23 protein-coding genes are annotated in these 22,243 nt (G+C 73.9%); 14 read left to right on the top strand and 9 right to left on the bottom strand.

From position 1 onward, the window contains the following. Nucleotides 1-10 precede the first annotated feature (10 nt). Nucleotides 11-355, top strand: a complete 345-nt coding sequence (locus ABD086_RS09545; protein WP_343907267.1) for a hypothetical protein — start codon at nt 11-13, stop codon at nt 353-355. Here the strand turns inward: ABD086_RS09545 and ABD086_RS09540 are convergent. Continuing rightward, nucleotides 352-762 (bottom strand): DUF3052 domain-containing protein, encoded by a 411-nt coding sequence (locus ABD086_RS09540; RefSeq protein WP_343907266.1) that lies wholly within the window; start codon nt 760-762, stop codon nt 352-354. The genes ABD086_RS09545 and ABD086_RS09540 overlap by 4 nt on opposite strands. A 147-nt stretch (nt 763-909) precedes the next feature. After that, complete coding sequence (locus ABD086_RS09535) at nt 910-1,245, bottom strand: LysM peptidoglycan-binding domain-containing protein (protein WP_343907265.1); 336 nt, start codon at nt 1,243-1,245, stop codon at nt 910-912. A gap of 260 nt (nt 1,246-1,505) precedes the next feature. On the opposite strand from ABD086_RS09535, the gene lexA reads away from it, so the two are divergent. The 6 genes from lexA to ABD086_RS09505 all read left to right on the top strand — a co-directional run bounded on the left by lexA (nt 1,506) and on the right by ABD086_RS09505 (nt 9,219). After that, nucleotides 1,506-2,222: a transcriptional repressor LexA gene (gene lexA / locus ABD086_RS09530; RefSeq protein ID WP_343907264.1), complete on the top strand. Its 717-nt coding sequence runs from the start codon at nt 1,506-1,508 to the stop codon at nt 2,220-2,222. A gap of 100 nt (nt 2,223-2,322) precedes the next feature. Beyond that, a complete protein-coding gene (locus ABD086_RS09525; protein ID WP_343907263.1) occupies nt 2,323-3,165 on the top strand; it encodes a phosphatase PAP2 family protein in 843 nt (280 codons plus the stop codon). Continuing rightward, a complete protein-coding gene (locus ABD086_RS09520) occupies nt 3,162-4,838 on the top strand; it encodes an alkaline phosphatase D family protein (protein ID WP_343907262.1) in 1,677 nt (558 codons plus the stop codon). Before ABD086_RS09525 ends, ABD086_RS09520 begins: the two co-directional genes overlap by 4 nt. After that, on the top strand, nt 4,835-6,085 hold the full coding sequence (locus ABD086_RS09515; RefSeq protein ID WP_343907261.1) for an alkaline phosphatase family protein: 1,251 nt from the start codon (nt 4,835-4,837) through the stop codon (nt 6,083-6,085). Before ABD086_RS09520 ends, ABD086_RS09515 begins: the two co-directional genes overlap by 4 nt. A gap of 44 nt (nt 6,086-6,129) precedes the next feature. Next, nucleotides 6,130-7,584, top strand: coding sequence for an MXAN_6640 family putative metalloprotease (locus tag ABD086_RS09510; RefSeq protein WP_343907260.1), 1,455 nt, complete (start codon nt 6,130-6,132; stop codon nt 7,582-7,584). Nucleotides 7,585-7,650: 66 nt separating this feature from the next. Continuing rightward, nucleotides 7,651-9,219 carry an MXAN_6640 family putative metalloprotease gene (locus ABD086_RS09505; RefSeq protein ID WP_343907259.1) on the top strand — a complete coding sequence of 523 codons (1,569 nt, stop codon included), beginning with the start codon at nt 7,651-7,653 and terminating at the stop codon, nt 9,217-9,219. A gap of 12 nt (nt 9,220-9,231) precedes the next feature. Here the strand turns inward: ABD086_RS09505 and ABD086_RS09500 are convergent, their stop codons facing one another. After that, a complete protein-coding gene (locus ABD086_RS09500) occupies nt 9,232-11,181 on the bottom strand; it encodes an ATP-dependent DNA helicase (RefSeq protein ID WP_343907258.1) in 1,950 nt (649 codons plus the stop codon). Between the two features lie 131 nt (nt 11,182-11,312). Then, on the bottom strand, nt 11,313-11,759 hold the full coding sequence (locus ABD086_RS09495; protein ID WP_343907257.1) for a hypothetical protein: 447 nt from the start codon (nt 11,757-11,759) through the stop codon (nt 11,313-11,315). 50 nt (nt 11,760-11,809) lie between these two features. Here ABD086_RS09495 and ABD086_RS09490 point away from each other — a divergent pair, with 50 nt between their 5' ends. Together ABD086_RS09490 and ABD086_RS09485 are read left to right on the top strand one after the other, a co-directional pair. After that, on the top strand, nt 11,810-12,499 hold the full coding sequence (locus ABD086_RS09490) for a response regulator transcription factor (protein WP_343907256.1): 690 nt from the start codon (nt 11,810-11,812) through the stop codon (nt 12,497-12,499). Then, nucleotides 12,499-13,770, top strand: coding sequence for a sensor histidine kinase (locus ABD086_RS09485; protein WP_343907255.1), 1,272 nt, complete (start codon nt 12,499-12,501; stop codon nt 13,768-13,770). Before ABD086_RS09490 ends, ABD086_RS09485 begins: the two co-directional genes overlap by 1 nt. 6 nt (nt 13,771-13,776) lie before the next feature. Here the strand turns inward: ABD086_RS09485 and ABD086_RS09480 are convergent, their stop codons facing one another. Further along, a complete protein-coding gene (locus ABD086_RS09480) occupies nt 13,777-14,223 on the bottom strand; it encodes a hypothetical protein (protein WP_343907254.1) in 447 nt (148 codons plus the stop codon). A gap of 131 nt (nt 14,224-14,354) precedes the next feature. Here ABD086_RS09480 and ABD086_RS09475 point away from each other — a divergent pair, with 131 nt between their 5' ends. The 5 genes from ABD086_RS09475 to ABD086_RS09455 are packed head-to-tail and all read left to right on the top strand — an operon-like array spanning nt 14,355 to nt 17,607. Then, nucleotides 14,355-14,762, top strand: coding sequence for a hypothetical protein (locus tag ABD086_RS09475; protein ID WP_343907253.1), 408 nt, complete (start codon nt 14,355-14,357; stop codon nt 14,760-14,762). Between the two features lie 4 nt (nt 14,763-14,766). Continuing rightward, nucleotides 14,767-15,690 carry an FAD:protein FMN transferase gene (locus tag ABD086_RS09470; RefSeq protein ID WP_343907252.1) on the top strand — a complete coding sequence of 308 codons (924 nt, stop codon included), beginning with the start codon at nt 14,767-14,769 and terminating at the stop codon, nt 15,688-15,690. After that, nucleotides 15,687-16,244 carry a ferric reductase-like transmembrane domain-containing protein gene (locus ABD086_RS09465; RefSeq protein WP_343907251.1) on the top strand — a complete coding sequence of 186 codons (558 nt, stop codon included), beginning with the start codon at nt 15,687-15,689 and terminating at the stop codon, nt 16,242-16,244. The genes ABD086_RS09470 and ABD086_RS09465 overlap by 4 nt, the downstream gene beginning before the upstream one ends. Then, a complete protein-coding gene (locus tag ABD086_RS09460; protein ID WP_343907250.1) occupies nt 16,241-17,404 on the top strand; it encodes an NADH-ubiquinone oxidoreductase-F iron-sulfur binding region domain-containing protein in 1,164 nt (387 codons plus the stop codon). Before ABD086_RS09465 ends, ABD086_RS09460 begins: the two co-directional genes overlap by 4 nt. After that, entirely contained in the window at nt 17,401-17,607 is a 207-nt protein-coding gene (locus ABD086_RS09455; RefSeq protein ID WP_343907249.1) for a ferredoxin, read from the top strand. Before ABD086_RS09460 ends, ABD086_RS09455 begins: the two co-directional genes overlap by 4 nt. 70 nt (nt 17,608-17,677) lie before the next feature. Here ABD086_RS09455 and ABD086_RS09450 read toward each other — a convergent pair whose 3' ends face one another. From ABD086_RS09450 to ABD086_RS09435, 4 genes are all read right to left on the bottom strand, one after another. Continuing rightward, entirely contained in the window at nt 17,678-18,682 is a 1,005-nt protein-coding gene (locus ABD086_RS09450; RefSeq protein WP_343907248.1) for a sugar phosphate isomerase/epimerase family protein, read from the bottom strand. 24 nt (nt 18,683-18,706) lie between these two features. Then, complete coding sequence (xylA, locus tag ABD086_RS09445) at nt 18,707-19,879, bottom strand: xylose isomerase (protein ID WP_343907247.1); 1,173 nt, start codon at nt 19,877-19,879, stop codon at nt 18,707-18,709. Further along, on the bottom strand, nt 19,876-21,048 hold the full coding sequence (locus ABD086_RS09440) for a Gfo/Idh/MocA family protein (protein WP_343907246.1): 1,173 nt from the start codon (nt 21,046-21,048) through the stop codon (nt 19,876-19,878). Before ABD086_RS09440 ends, xylA begins: the two co-directional genes overlap by 4 nt. 79 nt (nt 21,049-21,127) lie before the next feature. Next, the gene (locus tag ABD086_RS09435) at nt 21,128-22,192 is read right to left on the bottom strand and encodes a substrate-binding domain-containing protein (RefSeq protein WP_343907245.1); all 1,065 of its coding nucleotides are present in this window, start codon (nt 22,190-22,192) and stop codon (nt 21,128-21,130) included. Nucleotides 22,193-22,243 lie beyond the last annotated feature (51 nt).

Raw genomic sequence — 22,243 nt, 5'->3', positions numbered from 1 at the left:
CAATGAGCCCGTGGCGTCGGGGAGCGGGAACAAGCACGCGGGATCGCGCCGGGGGCCGCGCCCCAAGCGGGGCTTTCAGCCGGTGCTGCTGCTCGCGCTCGGCATCACCGCATGCGTGGTCGCATGGGGGTACCTCGTGTACGCCGCGATCGACTTCGGCTCCACCGCCCGCAGCGGCGAAACCAGGGCGTGGTGGTTCCTGGCGCTGGCGTCGGTCGGCGCCGTGGCCTGCCTGTTCGTCGGGCTGATGCTGGTCGCGCGGGTGCTGCGCCGCCTCGGCATCACCCGGGGACCCTCGCCCACCCCGCGCGACGACGAGCCGCGGCCGATCGGCGGGCGCCGCGCCGCCCGCTAGCCGCGCCGGTCGGCGAGCCTCCGCACGAACTTCAGCCCGGACCAGGTGTCGTCGATCGCGGCGACCTTGACGTCGACGAACCCGAGCCGCAGCCCGAGCTCGCGGACGACGTTCTCGTCGAGGTCGCTGGCGATCCCGAGCGCCCGCTGCGCCGCCTTCTTGGGCCAGCACACCCAGACCATCCCGGCGGACGAGGTGCGCTCGAGCAGCGCCGGCAGCCGCTCGGACAGCCGGGCCAGGGTCGTGTGGAAGGTCAGCGTGACGTCGGCGGCCGCCGGGAGGCGGCGGACGACGCGGGCGCCCGCCGTCTCGAGCGCCAGGTCGCCCGGCGCGCCGTCGAGGAACACGACCTGGCCCTCCCGGATGCCGAGCTTGCGCTCCAGCGGGGTGCCTGAGTAGCCGGCCATGGCCCGAAGGTAGACCAGAAGCCGCGACGGGCGGGACCTGGTGGTCCCGCCCGTCGTCTTCCCCGGTTTCGCACGGCCGGGGTCGAGGCGGCCGTGCGAAGTCTTCAGTTGCGCGATGGTGGTTTCGAGGCTCGCTTCGCTCGCACCTCAACCACCGATCGGGACGACCAGCTTCTGGCCGGCGGTGAGCATGCCCGAGTCGAGCGCGTTGAGCTTCTGGATCTTCGCCACCATCGCCCGCACGTCGCCGTCGTCGGCGAGGCCGGCGGCGATCTCCCAGAGAGTGTCGCCGGAGCCGACCACGACCACGCGGGTCGGCTCGGGGGTGCCGGGCTCACCGGTGCCGACGGCGCCGGAGGCCAGGACGAAGCCGACGGCGAGGACGACGAGCAGCGCCAGGGTGAAGACCGCGAGGCGGCCGCGGCGGGTCAGCCGCACGGCGCCGTGCTGGTGGTGGAGGGGGCTGGCGGTGATCGCGCTCATCGGTGGCTCCTGGGGAAGTGAGGTGGCCGGGTGGTCGACACCAGTTCTAGAGGCGGCCACCGACAGTCCTCGCGGACCGGTCTGGACCGGACTCTCGATCAGGTGTTCGATCGAACGTGTGTACGACGTTAGAGCACGTGTTCGAACGACACAAGGACCGACGCGAACATTTGTTCGAACGTGTCGCGAAGGTCCCGGCGGCGACACGCCGTTCGAACAGATGTTTGAACCCGGACGGTCCGGAGGACTACCGTTCGCCCATGGCCACCCAGAAGAAGGTGTCGGAACTGCCCGACGGTCCGCCCGACGCGACGGGCCTGACCCCGCGCCAGCAGCGGGTGCTCGCCCACATCAAGGACTCCATCGAGAAGCGCGGCTACCCGCCGTCGATGCGCGAGATCGGCGAGGCGGTCGGCCTGACCAGCTCCTCGAGCGTGGCCCACCAGCTCAAGACGCTGGAGGAGAAGGGCTTCCTCAAGCGGGACCCGAACCGGCCCCGGGCGCTGGAGGTCTTCCTGCCCGAGGTGATGGCGGCGCGGCGCTCGATGTCGGCCGCCGAGGAGAGCGTGTTCGACGAGACCGGGGTCGGCGACGCGGTCCCCGCGGCGGCGTACGTGCCGGTCGTCGGCCGGATCGCCGCCGGCGGCCCGATCCTGGCCGAGGAGCGCGTCGAGGACGTCTTCCCGCTGCCCAAGCAGCTGGTCGGCGACGGGCAGCTGTTCCTGCTCGAGGTGCGCGGCGACTCGATGGTCGACGCGGCGATCTGCGACGGCGACTACGTCGTGATCCGCCAGCAGCCGACCGCCGAGAACGGCGAGATCGTGGCCGCGATGATCGACGGCGAGGCCACCGTCAAGACCTTCCAGCGCAAGGACGGAAAGGTGTGGCTGCTGCCGCACAACACCGCCTACGATCCGATCGACGGCACCCATGCCACCATCCTCGGTAAGGTGACAGCAGTGCTGCGCCGGGTCTAGACGGCACCTGAACCCTCGGGGAATCCCTGACCAGACCCTGGTGTTGGTTCCGGGCAAGCCCCGGATGTCCGCAGGAGGGTGCATGAACAACGCTGGTGCTGTGACCACAGCACCTGCGTCCTACGCCCGGAACCGGCGGCACACACCGCGGTGGGTCCGGGCGATCTTCGAGGTCGTGCTCGTGATGGGCCTCTGGGTGCTGTACAGCCTGGCCCGCCTCCTCGCCGACACCAACATGGACCCCGCGCTGCAGCGCGCCAACGAGCTGCTGCACCTCGAGGGCCTGATCGGCATCCAGTGGGAGATCCCGCTCAACCAGCTGTTCACCGACCACCGGATCCTCGGCCTGGCCGGCAGCTACTGGTACGCGACCCTGCACTACGTCGTCACCGCCGCCGTGCTGATCTGGCTGTGGCGGCTCGGCGCCGACCGCTACGGCCCGGCCCGCCGCGCGCTGGCCGTCGGCACCCTGCTCGGGCTGCTCGCCTACATCTCGCTGCCCACCGCTCCCCCGCGCTACGTCGCCGGGTACGTCGACGTCCTCAGCCTGCACTCCGCCGACGGCTGGTGGGGCGCCGACGCGTCCGCACCCCGCGGCCTGGGCGGGCTGACCAACGAGCTCGCGGCGTTCCCGTCCCTGCACGCCGGCTGGTCGCTGTGGGTGGCGCTCGCGCTGCAGCTGTACGCGGCCCGCTACTGGGTGCGCGCGCTCGGCTGGATCTACGCCGTCGGCACCGCCGTGGTCATCGTCGGCACCGGCAACCACTGGGTGATCGACGCGGTGGTCGGCTGGATGGTCATCATCGCGGGCTGGGCGCTGGCCGAGGCGATGGGCCGGATCCCGCTGGACCGGCTCCGGCCCTCGCGGTGGCGCCGGCGAACACCGGGTGAACTCACGGAACGGGCGGAACCCGGAGAGGCGAGCGTCGTTACCGAGGCGTGACGCCTCCGCACGTACGACGCCGCACCGTCCTCGGGACGGCCGCCGCCACCGGGCTCCTCGGGGTCCCCGCCAACCCCTCCTTCGCCGCGGCCGGCCGCGACCGGGTGTTCCAGCACGGCGTCGCCTCGGGCGACCCGCTGTCCGACGCGGTGCTGATCTGGACCCGGGTGACGCCGACCGCCGCCAGCACGCCCGGGTCCGGGCAGGGGCCGAAGGTCGACGTGTCGTGGGAGGTGGCGACCGACGGCCGGTTCCAGCACGTCGTCCGCCGCGGGACGTTCGCCACCGGCCCCAGCCGCGACCACACCGTCAAGGTCGACGTCACCGGGCTCGCCCCGGCGACCTGGTACTTCTACCGGTTCCGCTGCGCGGGCGTGACCAGCCGCACCGGCCGCACCCGCACCGCGCCCGCCCGCGACGACCGGCCCGACCACCTGCGCTTCGGCGTGGTGTCGTGCGCGAACTGGCAGGCGGGCTGGTTCTCGGCGTACCGCGGCCTGGCCGAGCGCGACGACCTGCACGCGGTGGTGCACCTCGGCGACTACCTCTACGAGTACGCCCCCGGCGAGTACGGCTACGGCTCCTCCGACGAGGACATCCGCACCCACGTGCCCGGCCACGACATGGTGTCGCTGGACGACTACCGGCAGCGGCACGGGCAGTACAAGACCGACCCGGACCTGCAGGACCTGCACGCGAAGTACCCGTGGATCATCACCTGGGACGACCACGAGGTCGCCAACGACCAGTGGGCCGACGGCGCGGAGAACCACGACGACGCGACCCAGGGCGCCTACCCGCTGCGCCGGGCCCGCGCGCACCGCGCGTACGACGAGTGGATGCCGGTGCGCCTGGACGGGACGGCGCGGCTGCGCGACGGCGACCGCCTCTACCGGCGGTTCCGGTTCGGGCGGCTCGCGGAGATCAGCATGCTCGACCTGCGCAGCTACCGCAGCCGGCAACTGCAGACCGAGGTCCCGCAGCCGCTGCCGGTGCCCGACTCGGGCGTCAGCGACCCGGACCGCACCATCACCGGCCGGCAGCAGATGAGCTGGCTCAAGGAGTCGCTGCGCCGTGGCCGGGCGCAGTGGAAGATCGTCGGCAACCCGGTGATGATCGCGCCGGTCGACTTCGGCGCGGTGCCCCACGACCTGCTCGACCCGGTCAACGACGTGACCGGGCTGCTCCCCCGCGACGGCAGCCCGTACAACGTCGACCAGTGGGACGGCTACACCGACGACCGGCGCGAGGTGTTCGAGCACATCCGCGACCACCAGGTCAGCGACGCGCTGTTCCTCACCGGCGACATCCACTCCGGGTGGGCGGCCGAGCTGCCGTACGACGCCTCGTCGTACCCGGTGGGCGACAGCGCGGGCGTGGAGTTCGTCTGCTCGTCGGTCACCTCGAACAACCTCAAGGACATCACCGGCACGCCGCCGCGCACCACCAGCCTGGCGGTCGAGCAGGCGATCCTGGCGAACAACCGGCACATCAAGTACCTCGACTTCGACAGCCACGGGTTCTCGGTGCTCGACGTGACCGCCGAGCGCGCGCAGATGGACTGGTACGTCATCGGCGACCGAGCCGACCGGGACACCTCGGTGCAGTGGTCGGTGTCGTACCGGACCCCGACCGGCACCGCGCGGGTCGAGCAGGCGGCCGAGCCGCTGTGACCACCCCGACCGGCCTGGGCCGCCGTACCTTCCTCGCCACCGGCGCGGGCGTCGTCCTCTCGACCGCGGCCGGGGCGCCGTCCCTGGCCGTCGGCGGCCGGCGCCGGCGCGCGTACGTGCTGGTGGTCGACGGCTGCCGCCCCGACGAGATCGACGGCGACCTGACGCCGAACCTCGCCGCGCTGCGCGACGGCGGGCTGCGCTTCCCGCAGGCGTCGTCGATGCCGGTGATGGAGACGATCCCCAACCACGTGATGATGATGACCGGCGTGCGGCCGGACCGCTCCGGCGTCCCCGCGAACTCGGTCTACGACCGGGCGCTGGGGGCGGTGCGCGACCTGGACCGGGCCTCCGACATCCGCTGCGACACGGTCATCGAGCGGCTCAACCGCAGGGGTCTCACCACCGGCACGGTGCTGAGCAAGGAGTACCTGTACGGCGTGTTCGGCGCCCGCGCCACGCACCGCTGGGAGCCGCAGCCGACGGTGCCGGTCAGCGGGCACGCGCCGGACGCGGCCACGATGGAGGCGGCGCTGGGGATGCTCGACGAGCTCGACCCCAGCCTGATGTTCGTCAACCTCGGCGACATCGACCGGTTCGGCCACGGCGACCTGTCCGGCACCACCCTGCAGGTCGCGCGGCGGTCGGCGCTGGCCGACACCGACCTGCAGGTCCAGCGCTTCGTCGACGCGCTGAAGTCCTCCGGGCGCTGGGAGCACTCCGTCGTGATCGTGCTCGCCGACCACTCGATGGACTGGTCGCTGCCGGACCGGGTGATCAGCCTGGCCGCGCCGCTGGCCGCGGACCCGCTGCTGGCGGGGCACGTGCAGATCGCCGACAACGGCGGCGCCGACCTCCTCTACTGGACCGGCCCGCGCCGCCACCGCGAGGAGGCGGTCCGCCGGATGCGCGCGGTCGCCCGCGCCCAGGACGGCGTGCTCGCCGCCTGGGACCGCCGGGCCGACTGGCTGCGGCTCGGCCCGGAGGCCGGCGAGGTCGTGGTGTTCTGCCAGGCCGGATGGCGGTTCAGCGACCCCGACCCGGTCGGCTCGAACCCGATCCCCGGCAACCACGGGCATCCGGCCACCCGGTCGATCCCGTTCTTCATCGGCGGCGGCCACCCCGCCGTACCAAAGGGGAAGGCGACGCCCCGCGTGGCCCGCACCCTCGACGTGGCCCCCACGGTCGCGTCGTTCTTCGGCGTCGGGCGCCCCCGCGGCGGCTGGGACGGCCGCGCCCTGCTGTGAGTGTCGGCTTGGGGTTTCTCAGGTCCGTGGGGTTGAGTGAGCGGGTGCTCCGCCGTCCCGTCGCCGCCCTGGTCGCGCTCGCCCTGCCGCTCCTCGCGGCTCCGGCGTACGGCGGAGAGTCCGGCCCGGCGAGCACGCGCGCGGCCGCTCGCGCCCTGGCCGCCGCGGAGCACCCGGACGGGTCGCGCGACCAGACCCTGGTGCTGCGCGACCTGCGCGCGCACCGCGACGAGCTCGCCCCCGCCGACCGCGCCCGCGCCGCGGCGCTGCTGCAGCGGCCCGGCGGCGACCGGTCGCAGTGCTTCACCACCGTGTGCGTGCACTGGTTCACCAGCGGCAGCGACAAGGCGACCCGCGACTACGTCGACCGCGTCGCCCGGGTCGCCCAGTCGGTGCTGAAGACCTACCGGGCCGCGGGCTACCGCGCCCCCGAGGCCGACGGCACGGCCGGGGGCAACGGGCTGCTCGACATCTACCTCAGCGACCTCGGCACCCAGGGGCTCTACGGCTACTGCGACAGCGACGCGACGCCGACCGACCCCGGCCCGTACGACGCTCCGGCGTACTGCGCGTTCGACAACGACTACCAGGAGTTCCCGAACCACACGCCGCTGGAGAACCTCCAGGTGACCGCCGCGCACGAGCTGTTCCACGCGGTCCAGTTCGCCTACGACTACTACGAGGACGCGTGGTTCATGGAGGCCACCGCGACCTGGGCCGAGGACGAGCTGTACGACGACGTCAACGACAACCTGCAGTACCTGGCCCAGAGCCCGTTGACCCAGCCCGACCGCTCGATGGACCACTTCGAGAACCTCGGGGTGCGGCAGTACGGCGACTGGATCTTCTTCCGCTACCTGACCGAGCGCTACCCGGACGCCCAGGGCGGGCTGCCGACGCTCGTGCGCGAGGCCTGGGAGCTCGCCGACGGCGCCAAGGGCGGGCCCGACGAGTACTCGATCCGCGCGGTCGCCGACACGCTCGCTGCGCGCGGCACGACCATGCGCGACGCGTGGGTCCGGTTCGCCGACGCGAACCGCCGGCCCGGCACGTCGTACGACGAGGGCAGGGCCAACCGCTACCCCGAGGGACGGCTGTCGGGCCGGGTGAGTCTCACCGGCGGCTCGCGCGACTCCGGCTGGAAGGCCCGGCGCGTCGACCACCTCGCGGCGAGCACCGTGCGGTTCACCCGCGCGGCGAAGATGCGGGCGGGCTCGCTCAAGCTCCGGCTCGACCTGCCCCCGCGCGGGCGCGGCTCCGGCGCGATCGCGACCGTGTACCGGACCAGTGGCCGCCCGCTGGCGACGCAGGTCCGGCTGGACGCGGCCGGCGACGCCACCCGGACGCTCCCGTTCGGCCAGGACGTGAAGTACGTCGAGGTGACCCTCGCGAACGCCGGCATCCACTACACCTGCTGGAAGCGCACGTCGTTCTCCTGCCAGGGCCGCCCGGACGACGACGGCCTGCGGTTCCGGGTGCGGGCGAAGGCTCTGCGCTAGCGTCCGGGCCGACGAATCGTCCCCATTCGTCATGCGCGGTGGCGGCTGACGCGGTTGGCTGTCCCCATGGCGAAATCACCCTCTCGCGCCCTGCTCGCGGCGCTCACCGTCCCGCTGCTGGTCGTCTCGGGGCTGACCGCGACCACCACCTCGGCCACCGCCGGGGCCGCTGCCGCCGGCGGGAAGTCCACGCCGGCCCGCGCCGCCGAGGCGCGCGCGGCGCTCGCCGACGCGCAGGCCGTGCTGTCCGGGCACGCCGGCCGGCCCACCCGCGACGCCACGATGATGCTGCTCCGCCTCGTGCAGCTGCGCGACGAGCTCACCGGCGCGGACCGGGCGGCGGCCGCCCGCGCGCTGGACCGCCCGGTGCTCGCGCACTCCGCCTGCACGGCGAGCAACTGCTACCACTGGGACACGACCGGATCCGACGCCGTCCCCGTGGGCGACACCGACAGTGACGGGACGCCGGACTACGTCGAGGCGGCCATGGCCACCGTCGACGACGTACGCAGCACCTACTCCGGCGCGGGCTACCGGACCCCCGAGCCGGACGGCACCCTCGGCGGCAACGCCCAGACCGACATCTACCTCACCGACGTCGGCGACCAGGGCATGTACGGCTACTGCACCAGCGACCAGCAGGTCCCGCAGGGCGGCCCGTACGACGCCTGGGCGTACTGCGTGCTCGACAACGACTTCAAGGCGAGCCAGTTCCCCACGAACACGCCGCTGGAGAACCTCCAGGTCACGGCCGCCCACGAGTACTTCCACGCCGTGCAGTTCGCCTACGACTACTACGAGGACCCGTGGTTCATGGAAGCCACCGCGACCTGGGCCGAGGACGAGCTCTACACCGACGTGGACGACAACCTGCAGTACCTCGCGACGAGCCCGCTCAGCCAGCCCGGGCGGCCGCTGGACACGTGGGCCGACAGCGGGGCCGACGACGGCGCGCAGTACGGCGAGTGGATCTTCTTCCGCTTCCTCACCGAGCAGATCCCGGCGGCCGAGGGCGGCCTGCCCACGCTGGTCCGCGACATGTGGCGGCGCGCGGACGGCTCCGCCGGTGCCACGGACGAGTACTCGATGCAGGCGGTCGAGAGCGTCCTCGCCGACCGCGGGGTCGACGCCACCGCGGCCTTCGCGGCCTTCGCGGCCGCCAACCGGATGCCGCAGCGCTACTACGCCGAGGGCGCGGCCAACCACTACCCGGTCGCGGCGCCGGCCGGCACCGTCAAGCTCTCCTCGGGCAAGAAGGACAGCAAGTGGCTGGTCGCCACGGTCGACCACCTCGCCGCGGCGACCGCGCGGTTCGTGCCGGGCAGTGGGCTGTCGTCCCGGGCCTGGAAGCTGAAGGTGACGGTGGACCTCCCGGCGAAGTCCACCGGCACCACCGCCGTCGTGACCGTCGCGAAGCGGTCCGGGGCCCCGCAGGTGCTCGTGGTCCCGCTCGACGCCAGCGGCGGCGGGTCGAAGAAGGTGGTGTTCGGCTCGGCCGGCGTCTCCTACGTCGAGGTCACCCTGGTCAACGCCGGCACGAGCTACACCTGCTGGAACGGCGGGCCGTACTCGTGCATGGGCACCTCGAACGACGACGGGCGCAAGCTCTACGTGCGGGCCGTGGCGACCAAGTAGCCGGGGGCGCGCTCAGCCGGCGGCCAGCCGGCTGAGCGCCTGCCGCACCAACGCCGGGTCGGTCGTCGTCCACATCGGCGGCAGGCTGGCCTTGAGGAACCCGCCGTACCGGGCGGTGGCCAGCCGGGGGTCGAGGACGGCGACCACGCCGCGGTCGGTGTGGGTGCGGATCAGCCGGCCCGCGCCCTGGGCGAGCAGCAGCGCGGCGTGGGTGGCGGCGACCTGCATGAAGCCGTTGCCGCCGGCCTCGTCGGCGGCCTTCTGGCGGGCGCTGAGCAGCGGGTCGTCGGGGCGCGGGAACGGGATCCGGTCGATCAGCACCAGCTGGCAGGTGTCGCCGGGGACGTCGAGGCCCTGCCAGAGGCTGAGGGTGCCGAACAGGCAGGTGTGCGGGTCGCCGACGAACTGCGCCGCCAGCTCGGGCAGCTGCGCGTCGCCCTGCGCCAGCGTGGTCAGGTGCGGGAGCCGCTCGCGGACGACGGCCGCGGCCGCCTCGGCCGCGCGGCGGCTCGAGAACAGGCCGAGCGTGCGGCCGTTGGCGGCGTCGACGAGGTCGACGATCTCGTCGAGCTGGGCCTGGACCAGGCCGTCGCGGCCGGGCGGCGGCAGGTGCCGGGCGACGTACAGGATCGCCTGCTTGCCGTAGTCGAACGGGCTACCGACGTCGAGGCCGCGCCACGGCATCTCGTCGTCCTCGGGCTTGAGGCCGACGGTGCGGGCGACGGTGCCGAAGTCGCCGCCGAGCTTGAGCGTCGCCGACGTGAACACGACGGTCTTGTCGGCCAGCAGCTTGTCGCGCATCGGTCCCCAGACCTGGAGCGGCGCGACGCAGAGCCGGGGCGGCATCCGCTCGGTGCCCTCGCTCATCCAGAGCACGTCGGAGTCCAGGTCGGCCGCCATCCGCTCGGCGGTCGCGAACACCTCCTGCACGGCGCCCTTGGCCTGCTGCATCCCGGCGTCCGCGTCATCGCTTCCCTTGGGGTACGCCGACAGGCAGGCACGCGCGGCGTCGCGGACCAGCACCAAGGCGTCGCCGAGGTCCTGCGGGATCCGGTCGAAGCGGCCCGGCCGGGCCGCGTTGATCGCCTCGCGCAGCGCGTCGGCGGCGTCGGCGAGGTCGTCGGCCTCGCTGCCCTCTCCCCCGGCCGACACGTGCCGCTGGCTGCGGCGGGCGGCCCGCTCGACCTCGGCGGCCCACAGCTCGTCGGTGGCCGCCTGGGTCACCCGGGTGGTGAGCTCGTGCGCCTCGTCGATCACCACGACGTCGTACTCGGGGATCATCGGGACGCCCTCGATCGCGTCGATCGCGAGCAGGCTGTGGTTGGTGACCACCAGGTGGGAGCGGTGCGCCTTCTCGCGGGCCAGCTCGGCGAAGCACTCCTGGCCGAACGGGCACTTCGCGGCGCCCAGGCACTCGCGGTGGTTGACGCTGACCTGGCGCCACTCCTTGTCGGTGTGCCGCGGGGCGTTGTCGCGCTCGCCGCTGCCGCCCTGCCCGGCCTCCTCCTCGGCCCAGGCCCGCAGCTCGAGCACCTTCTTGCCGAGCGAGCCCTCGGGCAGCTCGACCAGCGCGCCCTGGTCGTCGGGCACGCCCTCGCGGATCCGGTGCAAGCAGGCGTAGTTGGAGCGGCCCTTGAGGACGGCGTACGACGTGTCGACCCCACTGTCCTTGACGGCCTCGACCAGCCGCGGCAGGTCGCGCTCGACCAGCTGGTGCTGGAGCGCGAGGGTCGCGGTCGCGATCACCACGCGGTCCTCGTGCAGCAGGCTGGGGACCAGGTAGGCCAGCGACTTGCCGGTGCCGGTGCCGGCCTGCACGAGCAGGTGCTCGCCCTGCTCCATCGCCGCGGTGACGGCCTCGGCCATCGCGACCTGCCCGGGGCGCTCCTGCCCGCCGAGCGCCGCGACCGCGGTGCTCAGCAGCTCGGTCACGGTGGGCGCGACGGTGGGGCTCTCAGGCACCCCGAAACCCTAGCCGCGGGCTCGGACGGCGGCGCGTCGCCATCCCCAGCCGTTCGATGCAACGCGGTGTTAGGCGCACTGTGAACCCGCTGCAACGGGTTCATAGTGCCTCTGACACCGCGTTACATGCGTCAGTCGCCGTTCGTGTCCGCCTCGAAGACCGGGACCCCGTCCTCGCAGCGGGCGCGGACCGACGTCTCCCGGCCCTCGTCCCCCTGCCCCTCGAAGACGACCCGGACCTCGTCGGGGCCGCGCTTCTCGGGCTCGACGACGAACCCCACGTCGGCCGACCGGGCGACCAGCGAGATCGTCGCGCCGCGACACTCGACCGTGACCAGCCCACCGACGCCCTGCCAGGTACGCCGCTGCGGGGTCGGCCCGCTCGAGGAGTGGGACGTGGGTCGGTCGGTGGCCGGCTGGGTGGTCGGCTGGGTGGTGGTCGGCGCGATCCCCGGGGTGGCCGCCGGGGAGATGCCGTCACCGGCGCGCGAGATCACCAGCCAGACCACCGTCGACCCGACCGCGACGACGACGAGCCAGGCGACGACGGCGGAGACAGCCGCGCGCGGTGAGCTCATGTGGCCATTCTCCCCCTACGGGACGGGTGCCACCGGCTAGGTTCGGAGGCATGGCGAGCATCCTCGTCATCGAGGATGACGAATCGATCCGCGAGGCCCTGCGCCGCGGGCTCACCGAGCGCGGGCACGCCGTGGCCACCGCGCCGACCGGGCTGGCGGGCCTCGAGCACGTGCTGGCCGAGCGGCCGCAGGCCGTGCTCCTCGACCTCGGGCTGCCCGACGTCTCCGGCCTGACCCTGATCAGCATGATCCGGGCGGCGAGCGCCGCGCCGATCCTCGTGATCACCGCGCAGGACGACGACCCCACGATCGTGCAGGCGCTGGACAGCGGCGCCGACGACTACGTCGTCAAGCCGTTCGGCACCGGGCAGGTCGAGGCGCGGGTGCGGGCCGTGCTGCGGCGTACCGGCGACCACGCCCCACTGGCGGAGCCGATCCGGATCGGGGAGCTGGTCGTGGACGAGGGCACCCGCACCGCGACGCTCGCCGGCCGCCGGCTCGAGCTGGCGCGCCGCGAGTTCGACCTGCTGCTCGCGCTCGCCCAGCGCCGCGGCCAGGTGATGACGAAGCGGGAGATGCTGACCGAGGTGTGGAACCAGCCGTACGGCGGGGGCGACCGCACGGTCGACGTCCACCTCTCCTGGCTGCGGCGCAAGCTCGGGGAGACCGCCGCGGAGCCGCGGTACCTCATCAGCGTGCGCGGCGTCGGCGTACGCCTGGTCGACCCGGACGCCCACTGATGCGCCGCCGGATCTCCTGGCTGGTCGTGGCCACCACCTCCACGGTCGTGGTCTCATTCGTGATCCCCCTGTGCCTGCTGGTGCGCGCGATGGCCGAGGACCGCGCGATGGCGGCCACCGACCAGGAGGCGCGCAACGTGGCGATCCTGGTGTCGACGCTGAGCGACGATCCCCAGCTGCCGGGGCTCGTCGAGGACCTCGACCGCCGCGGCACGCCCAGCACCAGCGTGCTGATGCCCGACCACACCGTGCTCGGCGCCGAGGCCGCGATGCGCGGCGACCCCGAGGTACGCCGGGCCGCGCGCGGCGAGGGCTTCCAGGTCGTCGACGGCGCCGGCGGGCGGGTGCTGCTGCCGGTCGTGACCGAGGCCGGTACGGCGGTGGTGCGCAGCAGCGTCACCCCCGGCCAGCTGCACCACGGCGTCACCGCCGCGTGGACCAGCATCATCGGCCTCGGGGTGCTCCTGCTCGCCCTCGCCCTGGTCGTGGCGGCCCGGCTGGGCCGGCGGGTCAGCGAGCCCGTGCGGAACGTCGCGGCGGTCGCGCACCGGCTCCGCGAGGGCGACCTCCAGGCCCGGGCGGAGGTCGCCGGCCCCGAGGAGACCCAGGAGCTCGCCCGCGCCCTCAACGGGCTGGCCGACCGGACCGTCGACCTGCTCGCCGCCGAGCGCGCCTCGGTCGCCGACCTGTCGCACCGGCTGCGGACCCCGGTCACCGCGCTCCGGCTCGACGCCGAGGCCGTCGCCGACCCGGAGCTCTCGGCGCGGCTGTCGGAGCACATCGGCACGCTCCAGCGGTCGATCGACGCGATCGTCAAGGAGGCCCGGCGGCCGGTGCGCACCGACCTGTCCGCGTCCGGGGACGCCGCCGCGGCGGTGCGCGACCGGGTCCGGTTCTGGTCGCCGCTCGCCGAGGACCAGGACCGGCCGCTCAAGGTGTCGCTGCCCGACCACGCCGTTCCCGTCCCGGTGGCGGACGACGACCTGGCGGACCTGGTCGACGTCCTCGTCGACAACGTCTTCGCGCACACCCCGGAGGGGACGCCGTTCGACATCGACCTGCGAGTCGTCGACGGCGACGCCGTGCTCGTCGTCGCCGACGCGGGTCCCGGGACCGCGCCGGGCGCGCCCGGGGAGCGGGTCGGCACGACCGGCCTCGGGCTCGACATCGCGCGGCGGACGGCGCGCGGCTGCGGCGGTGGGCTTCTGGTCGGGCCCGGTCACCCGGCGGGCACCCGGGTCGAGGTGCGGCTGCCGCTGCTCCGCGGGTGACACCGCTCAGTCGTCCCCGTGCTCGTGCTCGCCCTCCGACTCGTGCTCCGCGTGCCCACCGCCGTCGTCACCGCCCTCGTGCTCGGCCGGCTCGGCGTGCTCGGCCGGCTCGGCGTGGCCGGTGTGGCTGGCGCGGACCGGGCGGGCCGGGGCGGCCGGCGCGGGGGCGGGAGCGGGCGCGGCGGGCGCCGCGACGACCACGGTGCGCACCTGCTCGGTGACGCAGGCCTTGCCCTGGAGCTTCGCGGGCGGATTGCAGGGCGCCCACCGCACCGTGGGCTTCACCCGGTGCTGGCGGTGCTGGCGGTGCGCGGCCGGCGTCGCGGGCGCGGCCGAGGACGCGGCGGGGCCGGCGTCGGGGGCCGCGGAGGAGACCTGGTAGGCGAGCGTCCCGGCGAACAGGCCGACAGCGAGCACCGCGGCGGACAGCAGGATCATGGTCAGCGTCTTCATGGGTCGAAGGCTGGACCGACCGGCCCTACGAGCACCTCGCGAGAACCTCAAGGTCGGGTCAAGGAACCTCAAGACGTTCTCTTGACGGAGCGATGAGGCACCCATGCCGTCGGCACCGGCAGGCTGCGGTCATGGCTTCCACCACCAGCCGGAACCGCTCGCGACTCGCCGTCGCCGCCGTCTCCGGAGTCACCACGATCGCCGCCCTGTCCGCCACCGGGTGGCTGGCCGGCACCGCGGCCCGCTCGACCGCGGCCCAGCAGGCAGACCAGCAGGCCGACCAGCAGGCGGCCCCCGCCACGCCGAAGCCCGCCGTCAAGGCCCGGCACGCGCGCCCGGCCCGGAAGGTCGTGCTCCGGCAGCGGCCACAGCGCACCCACGTGACGGTCCGCTACGTCCAGGCCGCGCCGTCCGCGCCCGTCGGGTCCGGCGGCACGGTCTCCCAGCCGGTCTCCCAGCACTCCGCCCCCGCGCCGGCCCCCCAGCACTCCGCACCGGCTCCCCAACACTCCGCTCCGGCGCCCAGCTCGGGATCGTGAGCCGATGCCGACCACCACGACGACCGCGCTGGGAACCTACGTCTTCCTGGCGACCCGCCGGGCGCGGGACCTGCCGGTCGCCCGCGAGCTCGCGGAGACGATCCTCGCGGAGGTCGACCGGACCTGCAACAGGTTCCGGCCCGACTCCGACCTCTCCCGCGCGAACGCCGCCGCCGGCCGCTGGGTCGAGGTCGACCCGCTGCTGGTCGCCGCCGTGACGGCGGCCTGCCGGGCGGCCCTGCACACCGGCGGCCTGGTCCACCCGCTGCTGGGCCGGCCGCTGGTCCAGCTCGGGTACGACCGCGACTTCGCGGCGCTGGCGGCCGGCGGGGACGCGCCCGCCGTTCTCTGGCCGTCGGCGGAGCCGGGCCTCGACAGCTGGCGCGACCTCGGGCTGGACCCGGACGGCGCGCTCCGGGTGCCGGCCGGGACCGCCCTCGACCTCGGGGCGACCGGCAAGGCCTGGGCCGCAGACGTCGTGGCGGCCGCGTTCGCCGAGGAGCTGGGCGGCTCCGCACTGGTCAGCCTCGGGGGCGACCTGGCGATCGCGGCACCCGACGGCGACCCGTGGCCCGTGGCGATCTCGACCCATCCCGACGGCCCGGTGGAGACGACCGTCGGGCTGGACCGCGGCGGCCTGGCGACGTCCAGCACCCGGGTCCGCCGCTGGGCGCGGCGCGGCGTCCATCTGCACCACCTCGTCGACCCGCGCACCGGGCGGCCCGCCGCCGAGGTCTGGCGGACCGTGACCGCGACCGGCCCCACCTGCGCCGCCGCCAACACCGCGACGACCGCTGCCGTCGTGCTGGGCGCCGAGGCGCCGGGATGGCTGGCCGCGCGCGGCGTGACCGCCCGGCTCGTGGCCGCTGACGGCCGGGTGGTCACGACCGGCGGCTGGCCCGCCGAGGAGGAGAGGAGAGGCGCATGATCGACGGACCGCTGCTGTGGTACCTCAACCGGGGCACGGGCTTCGTGATCCTCGGGCTGTTCACGGTCACCACCGCGCTCGGCATCCTCGCCACCGGCGGCCGCGCCGGCCGCGGCGTACCCCGGTTCGTCAGCCAGTCGCTGCACCGCAACCTCGCGCTGGTGTCGGTCGCGCTGCTCGGTGCGCACGTGGCGACGGCGGTCGCCGACAGCTACGTCGACATCCGGTGGTGGCAGGCGCTGGTGCCGTGGGCCGGCTCGACGTACCAGCCGCTCTGGCTGGGGCTCGGCACGCTCGCGCTCGACCTGGTGCTCGTCGTCGCGCTGACCAGCCTGGTGCGCACCCGCCTGGGCCACCGGTCCTGGCGCGCGGTCCACCTGCTGGCGTACGCCGGCTGGGCCGCCGCGATGGCGCACACCCTCGGGATCGGCACCGACGTCCGCGCCGACGCGGCCTGGGCGGACCTGACGGTCGCCGCCTGCGCGGCCCTCGTGGCCGCCGCGGTCGTGCTGCGGCTCGGCCGGCTCGCGCTGCCGGCGGGGAGCCGGGCATGACCGCCCCGCCGGTCCGGGCCTCCGACGCGCCGGACGTGCAAGAGGGGCCGGCGCTGCTCGCCGGCCTGGCCGACGGGCCGGGGCTGGCCGCCCACCGGCGCCGGTACGGCGAGCTGCCCCGCCCCGGCCTCGACGACCTCCTCGGCGCGCTGGCGCGGCTGCGGGTGCGCGGCCGCGGCGGGGCCGGGTTCCCGTTCGAGACCAAGCTGCGCACGGCCGCGGCCGGACGCCGTCCGGTCCTGGTCGTCAACCTCAGCGAGGGCGAGCCGGCCAGCGCCAAGGACACCGCCCTCGCGCTGACGCGGCCGCACCTGGTGCTCGACGGCGCCGTCGCGGTCGCCCGCGAGCTCGGCGCCCGCGAGCTCCACGTCGTGGTGCCGACGGAGCGGCCGCGCGCCGCGGCGTCGATGCGGGCCGCGCTCGACGAGCGCCCCGAGCGGCTCCGCGCCGTCGTGCACACGGCGGACGCCCGGTTCGTCGCGGGCCAGGCGCGCGCGGTCCTCGAGCTGATGGCGGGCCGGCCGAACCTGCCGGTCACGTCGTGGCAGCCGGAGGCCGTCGCCGGCCACCGCGGCCGCCCCACCCTGCTGTCGAACGCCGAGACCTGGGCGCAGGTCGGCCGGCTGGTGCTGGTCGGCGAGCGCCGGTACGCCGCGCTCGGGTCGCCCGACGAGCCCGGCACCACGCTGCTCACGCTGTCCGGCTCCCGGCCCCGGGTGCGCGAGGTGCCGTTCGGCACGCCGTGGTGCGACGTGCTGCCCGCGGACTGGGCGGGCCGCCCGGTGCTGCTCGGCGGCTTCCACGGATCCTGGGTGCCGTGGGACGCGCTGGCGGCCGGCACGGTCTCGGTCGACTCGATGCGGGCGGCCGGTACGCCGCTCGGCGCCGGCGTACTGATCTGCCCCGACGAGCCGCCGGCGGCCTTCACCGCGCGGGTGGTCGGCTACCTCGCGGCCCAGAGCGCGGGCCGCTGCGGGCCGTGCCGCCACGGGCTCCCGGCCCTCGCGGCCGCCGTGGACGCGGGTGCCGACGACCGCGCCGCCGAGCTCGCCGGGCTGGTCACCGGCCGCGGCGCCTGCGCCCACCCGGACGGGACCGCGCGGCTGGTGCGCTCGCTGCTGGCGCTGCGCGCCGGGGTGCGCGCCGGGGTGTCGTCGTGACCGCGCGGCTCCGCGTCGACTGGCCCAGCTGCCGGGCCCGCGGGCTCTGCCACGAGCTGCTGCCCGAGCTGGTCGACCTCGACGAGTGGGGCTACCCGGTCGTCGGCGGCGAGGTCACTCCCGACCTGCTCGCCGACGCCCGGGCCGCCGTCCGGATGTGCCCGCGGCTGGCGCTCCGGTTGGTGGCCGCCCGACCGGTGTAACGCGGTGTTGGCGCGGCTGTGATCCCGTTGCAGCGGGATCACAGCGCCTCCAACACCGCGTTACAAGCGTTCAGTCCTTCGTGGAGAAGGCCGCGTCGAAGGCGGCGTCGGGGGCGTCGAAGGCCAGCCGGCGGACGAACTCCAGCGCCTCGGGGGCGCCGACGAGGCGGTCCATGCCGGCGTCCTCCCACTCGATCGAGATCGGGCCGTCGTACCCGATCGTGTTGAGCATCCGGAAGCACGCCTCCCACGGGACGTCGCCGTGGCCGGTGGACACGAAGTCCCAGCCGCGGCGGGGGTCCGCCCACGGCAGGTGGGAACCGAGCCGGCCGTTGCGGCCGTTGCCCACCTGGCGCTTCGCGTCCTTGCAGTCCACGTGGTAGATCCGGTCCTTGAAGTCCCACATGAAGCCGACCGGGTCGAGGTCCTGCCACACGAAGTGCGACGGGTCCCAGTTGAGGCCGAACGCCTCGCGGTGCCCGATCGCCTCGAGGGTCGCGACCGTGGTCCAGTAGTCGTAGGCGATCTCGGACGGGTGCACCTCGTGGGCGAACCGCACCCCGCACTCGTCGAAGACGTCGAGGATCGGGTTCCAGCGGTCGGCGAAGTCCTGGTAGCCCGCGGCGACCTGCTCGGCGGAGGCCGGCGGGAACATCGCGACGTACTTCCAGATCGACGAGCCGGTGAAGCCGACGACGGTCTTGACCCCCAGCCGCTGCGCCAGTCGGGCCGTCATCTTCATCTCCTCGGCCGCCCGCTGCCGGACGCCCTCGGGGTCGCCGTCGCCCCACACCCTCGACGACAGGATCGCCTCGTGCCGGGCGTCGATCGGGTCGTCGCAGACGGCCTGGCCCTTGAGGTGGTTGGAGATCGCCCAGACCTTCAGGCCGTACTTCTCCAGCAGGTCGAGCTTGCCCTGCACGTAGCCGTCGTCGTCGGCCTGCCACGGGTCGAGGTGGTCGCCCCAGCAGGCGATCTCCAGGCCGTCGTACCCCCACTCGGCGGCCAGGCGGGCCACCTCCTCGAAGGGCAGGTCGGCCCACTGGCCGGTGAACAGGGTGATCGGTCGGGTCATGTCGGTTCCTTTCCGTAGCGTCGGTCAGCGCACGCCGAGCAGGTGCTCCATGGCGAGCTGGTCGAGGGCTTCCATGGCGACGCTGCGCGAGCGCAGCGCCTCGAGGTCGGCCTTGCTCATCTTCTTGGCAGCGTTGCGGACGTCGTCGAGCGACTCGCCGGGCGCCACCGTGGGCTCCTCGAGCTCGTGGACGCCGGCCGCCTCCAGAGCCGCGGCGACCTCCGGGTCGGCCCGGAAGGCCTGCACCTTCTCGCGCAGGATCAGGTAGTTGCGCATGCAGGCGCGAGCGGACTCCCAGACGCCGTCGATCGCCTCGGTGCGCGGCGGCTTGTAGTCGAAGTGCACGTAGCCGTCGTACCGCTTCGAGGTCCCGGCGCCGAGCATCGCGTCGACGGTCCAGAACGCGCCGCGCAGGTTGCCGGCGCCGAAGCGCAGGTCCTGGTCGAAGCGCGGGCCGTGCTGGCCGTTGAGGTCGATGTGGAAGAGCTTGTCGTGCCACAGCGCCTGGCTGATGCCGTGCGCGAAGTTCAGCCCCGCCATCTCCTCGTGCCCGACCTCGGGGTTGAGGCCGACCATCTCCGGGTGGTCGAGCTCGGAGATCAGCGCGATCGCGTGACCGATGGTCGGCAGCAGGATGTCGCCGCGCGGCTCGTTCGGCTTCGGCTCCAGCGCGAACCGGAGGTCGTAGCCCTGCTCCTTCACGTAGCCGCAGACCACGTTGAGCGCGTCGCGGAACCGGTCCATCGCGGCCGGGACGTTCTTGCTGGCGCCGTGCTCGGCACCCTCACGGCCGCCCCACATCACAAACGTCTTCGCCCCCAGCGACGCGGCCAGGTCGATGTTGCGCAGCACCTTGGCCAGCGCGTAGCGGCGCACCTCGCGGTTGTTGGCCGTGATCGCGCCCTCCTTGAACACCGGGTCGGAGAACGTGTTGGTCGTGACCATCTCGACGACCAGGCCGGTCTCGTCCAGCGCCGTGCGGAACCGGTCCAGCGTCGCGTCCCGGGTGTCCTCGTCGGGGAGCAGGTCGTCGTCGTGGAAGGTCACCGCGGCCGCACCGAGGTCGGCGAGCCGGTACGTCGCCTCGACCGGGTCGAGCAGCGGACGGGACGCCGGTCCGAAGACGTCGACGCCCTGCCAGCCGACCGTCCAGAGGCCGAAGGAGAACTTGTCGTCTCGGGTGGGTTCGTAGCTCATGACTGGGGGATCTCCTGCCAGGTGCGGGTGTGGGAGCTGGTCTCGACCGCGGCCAGCACGCGCTGGACCTGCAGGCCGTCGGCGAACGACGGTGCGGGGTCAGCGCCCGCCGCGATCGCCTCCACCAGGTCGACGACCTGGTGGGTGAAGCCGTGCTCGTAGCCGAGCCCGTGGCCGGGCGGCCACCAGGCGGCGACGTACGGGTGCCCGGGCTCGGTGGCGAGGATCCGCCGGAACCCGTTGACCTCGGCGTCGTCCCGGGCGTCGAAGTACTCCAGGACGTTCATGTCCTCGAAGTCGAAGGCGAGACTGCCGAGCGAGCCGTTGATCTCGATGCGGATCGCGTTCTTGCGGCCGGTCGCGAACCGGGTCGCCTCGAAGACGCCCATCGCGCCGGAGCCGAACGTGGCGAGGAACGACGCCGCGTCGTCGACGGTCACCGGGCCACGCTCGGTGGAGGCGGTGCCGGAGAGACCGGAGTGCGACGTGGCGTACGGGCGCTCCTTGACGAAGGTCTCGAGCCGGCCGCTGACCTCGGCGATCCGGTCACCGGTGATGTACTGCGTGAGGTCGATGACGTGGGCGCCGATGTCGCCCAGCGCGCCGGAGCCGGCCTTGGCCTTGTCGAGCCGCCAGGACAACGGCGCCTCGGGGTCGGCGATCCAGTCCTGCAGGTACTGCGCGCGGACGTGTCGCACCTCGCCGATCCGTCCCTCCTCGACGAGCCGGCGGGCCAGCCCGATCGCGGGGACCCGCCGGTAGGTGAAGCCGACCATGGCGCGGACGCCGTGCGCGCGGGCCTCGTCGGCCACGGCGGTCATCTGCTCGGCCTCGGCGACCGTGTTGGCCAGCGGCTTCTCGCACAGCACGTGCTTGCCGGCGCGCAGCGCGGCGATCGCGATCTCGGCGTGGGTGTCGCCGGGCGTGCAGATGTCGACGAGGTCGACGTCGTCGCGGGCGATCACCGCGCGCCAGTCGGCGGAGCTCTCGGCCCAGCCGAGCCGGTCGGCGGCCTCGGCGGCGCGGTCGGCGTCGCGGCCGACGAGAACGGCCATCTCGGGCCGCAGCGGGAGGTCGAAGAAGCGCGGCGCGGTACGCCAGGCCTGCGAGTGGGCGTTGCCCATGAACGCGTGGCCGATCATGGCGACGCGGAGGGACGTGCGGGTCATGCGGTCTCCCGGAGGGTGTGTGCCCGCCCCCACGACGCTTCGCCCGGTGCTGGGCGAGTGGGGGCGGGCACGAGGTCGGTCAGGACTCGAACGCGGAGCCGATGTACTGGTCGACGTTGTCGGCGGTGACCACCGGGGCGTAGAGCTGGACGGTCCGCGGGACCTCCACCTCGACGAGATCGGACATCGACTTGCCCTGGACGAGCAGGCGGGCCAGCTTGATGCCGTCGGCGGCCTGGGTCGACGGGTAGATGACCGTCGCCTTGAGGACGCTGTCGCCGGACTGGATGAGCTCCATCGCGTTCTTCGAGCCGGCGCCGCCGATCATCGTGAACTCGTCGCGGCCGGCGTTGTCGATCGCGGCCAGCACGCCGACGCCCTGGTCGTCGTCGTGGTTCCAGAGGAAGTCGATCTTCGGCGCGGCCTGGAGCAGCTGCTCGGCGGCGTCCGAGCCGCCCTCGACCGTGAAGTCGGCGGCGACCCGGTTGTCGACGTCGAGGCCGCACTCGGCGAGCGCGTCCTTGAAGCCGCGGCTGCGGTCCTGGGTCAGCGGCAGCGAGTCGATGCCGGCGATCTCGGCGACGATGGCGTCCTTGTTGCCGTCGGCCTGGTCGCACACGTAGGCACCGGCGGAGACGCCCATGCCGTAGTTGTCGCCGAGCACGGTGACGCGGGCGGCGTTCGGGTCGTCGAACTCGCGGTCGACGTTGATGACCGGGATGCCGGCCGCCATCGCCTTCAGCGCGACCGGGGTCATCGCGGCGCCGTCGAAGGGCAGCAGCACGATCGCGTCGACCCCGTCGTTGATGAAGGTCTCGACCTGGCTGATCTGGACGGAGACGTCGTTGGTGCCCTCGGCGACCTTGAGCTCGACGTCGTCGTACTTGGCGGCCTCCTTCTTGGCGGACTCGGTGATCGAGCCCATCCAGCCGTGGTCGGCGGCGGGCGCGGAGAAGCCGATGACGACCTTGTCGCCGGTCTCGTCGTTCGAGCCGGCGGGGGCCGCGGAGGTGCCGCCCGAGGTGTCGCCCTCGTCGCCGCCCTCGCTGTTGCTGGTGCAGGCGGCGAGCGCGAGGACGGCGACGCCGGCGACCAGGCCGGTGGCGACCTTCCTGGACTTACGTGTGGTGGACCGCAGGGACATGGTGGTGCTCCTTGGTTCGTGTTCGTGCAGAGGTGATGGTGGTGGTGGCGG

Source organism: Nocardioides aquiterrae, from assembly GCF_039526625.1.
Classification (GTDB): Bacteria; Actinomycetota; Actinomycetes; order Propionibacteriales; family Nocardioidaceae; genus Nocardioides; species Nocardioides aquiterrae.
The sequence above is the reverse complement of the archived record's forward strand: the minus strand, read 5'-3'. Positions and strand labels throughout refer to the sequence as shown.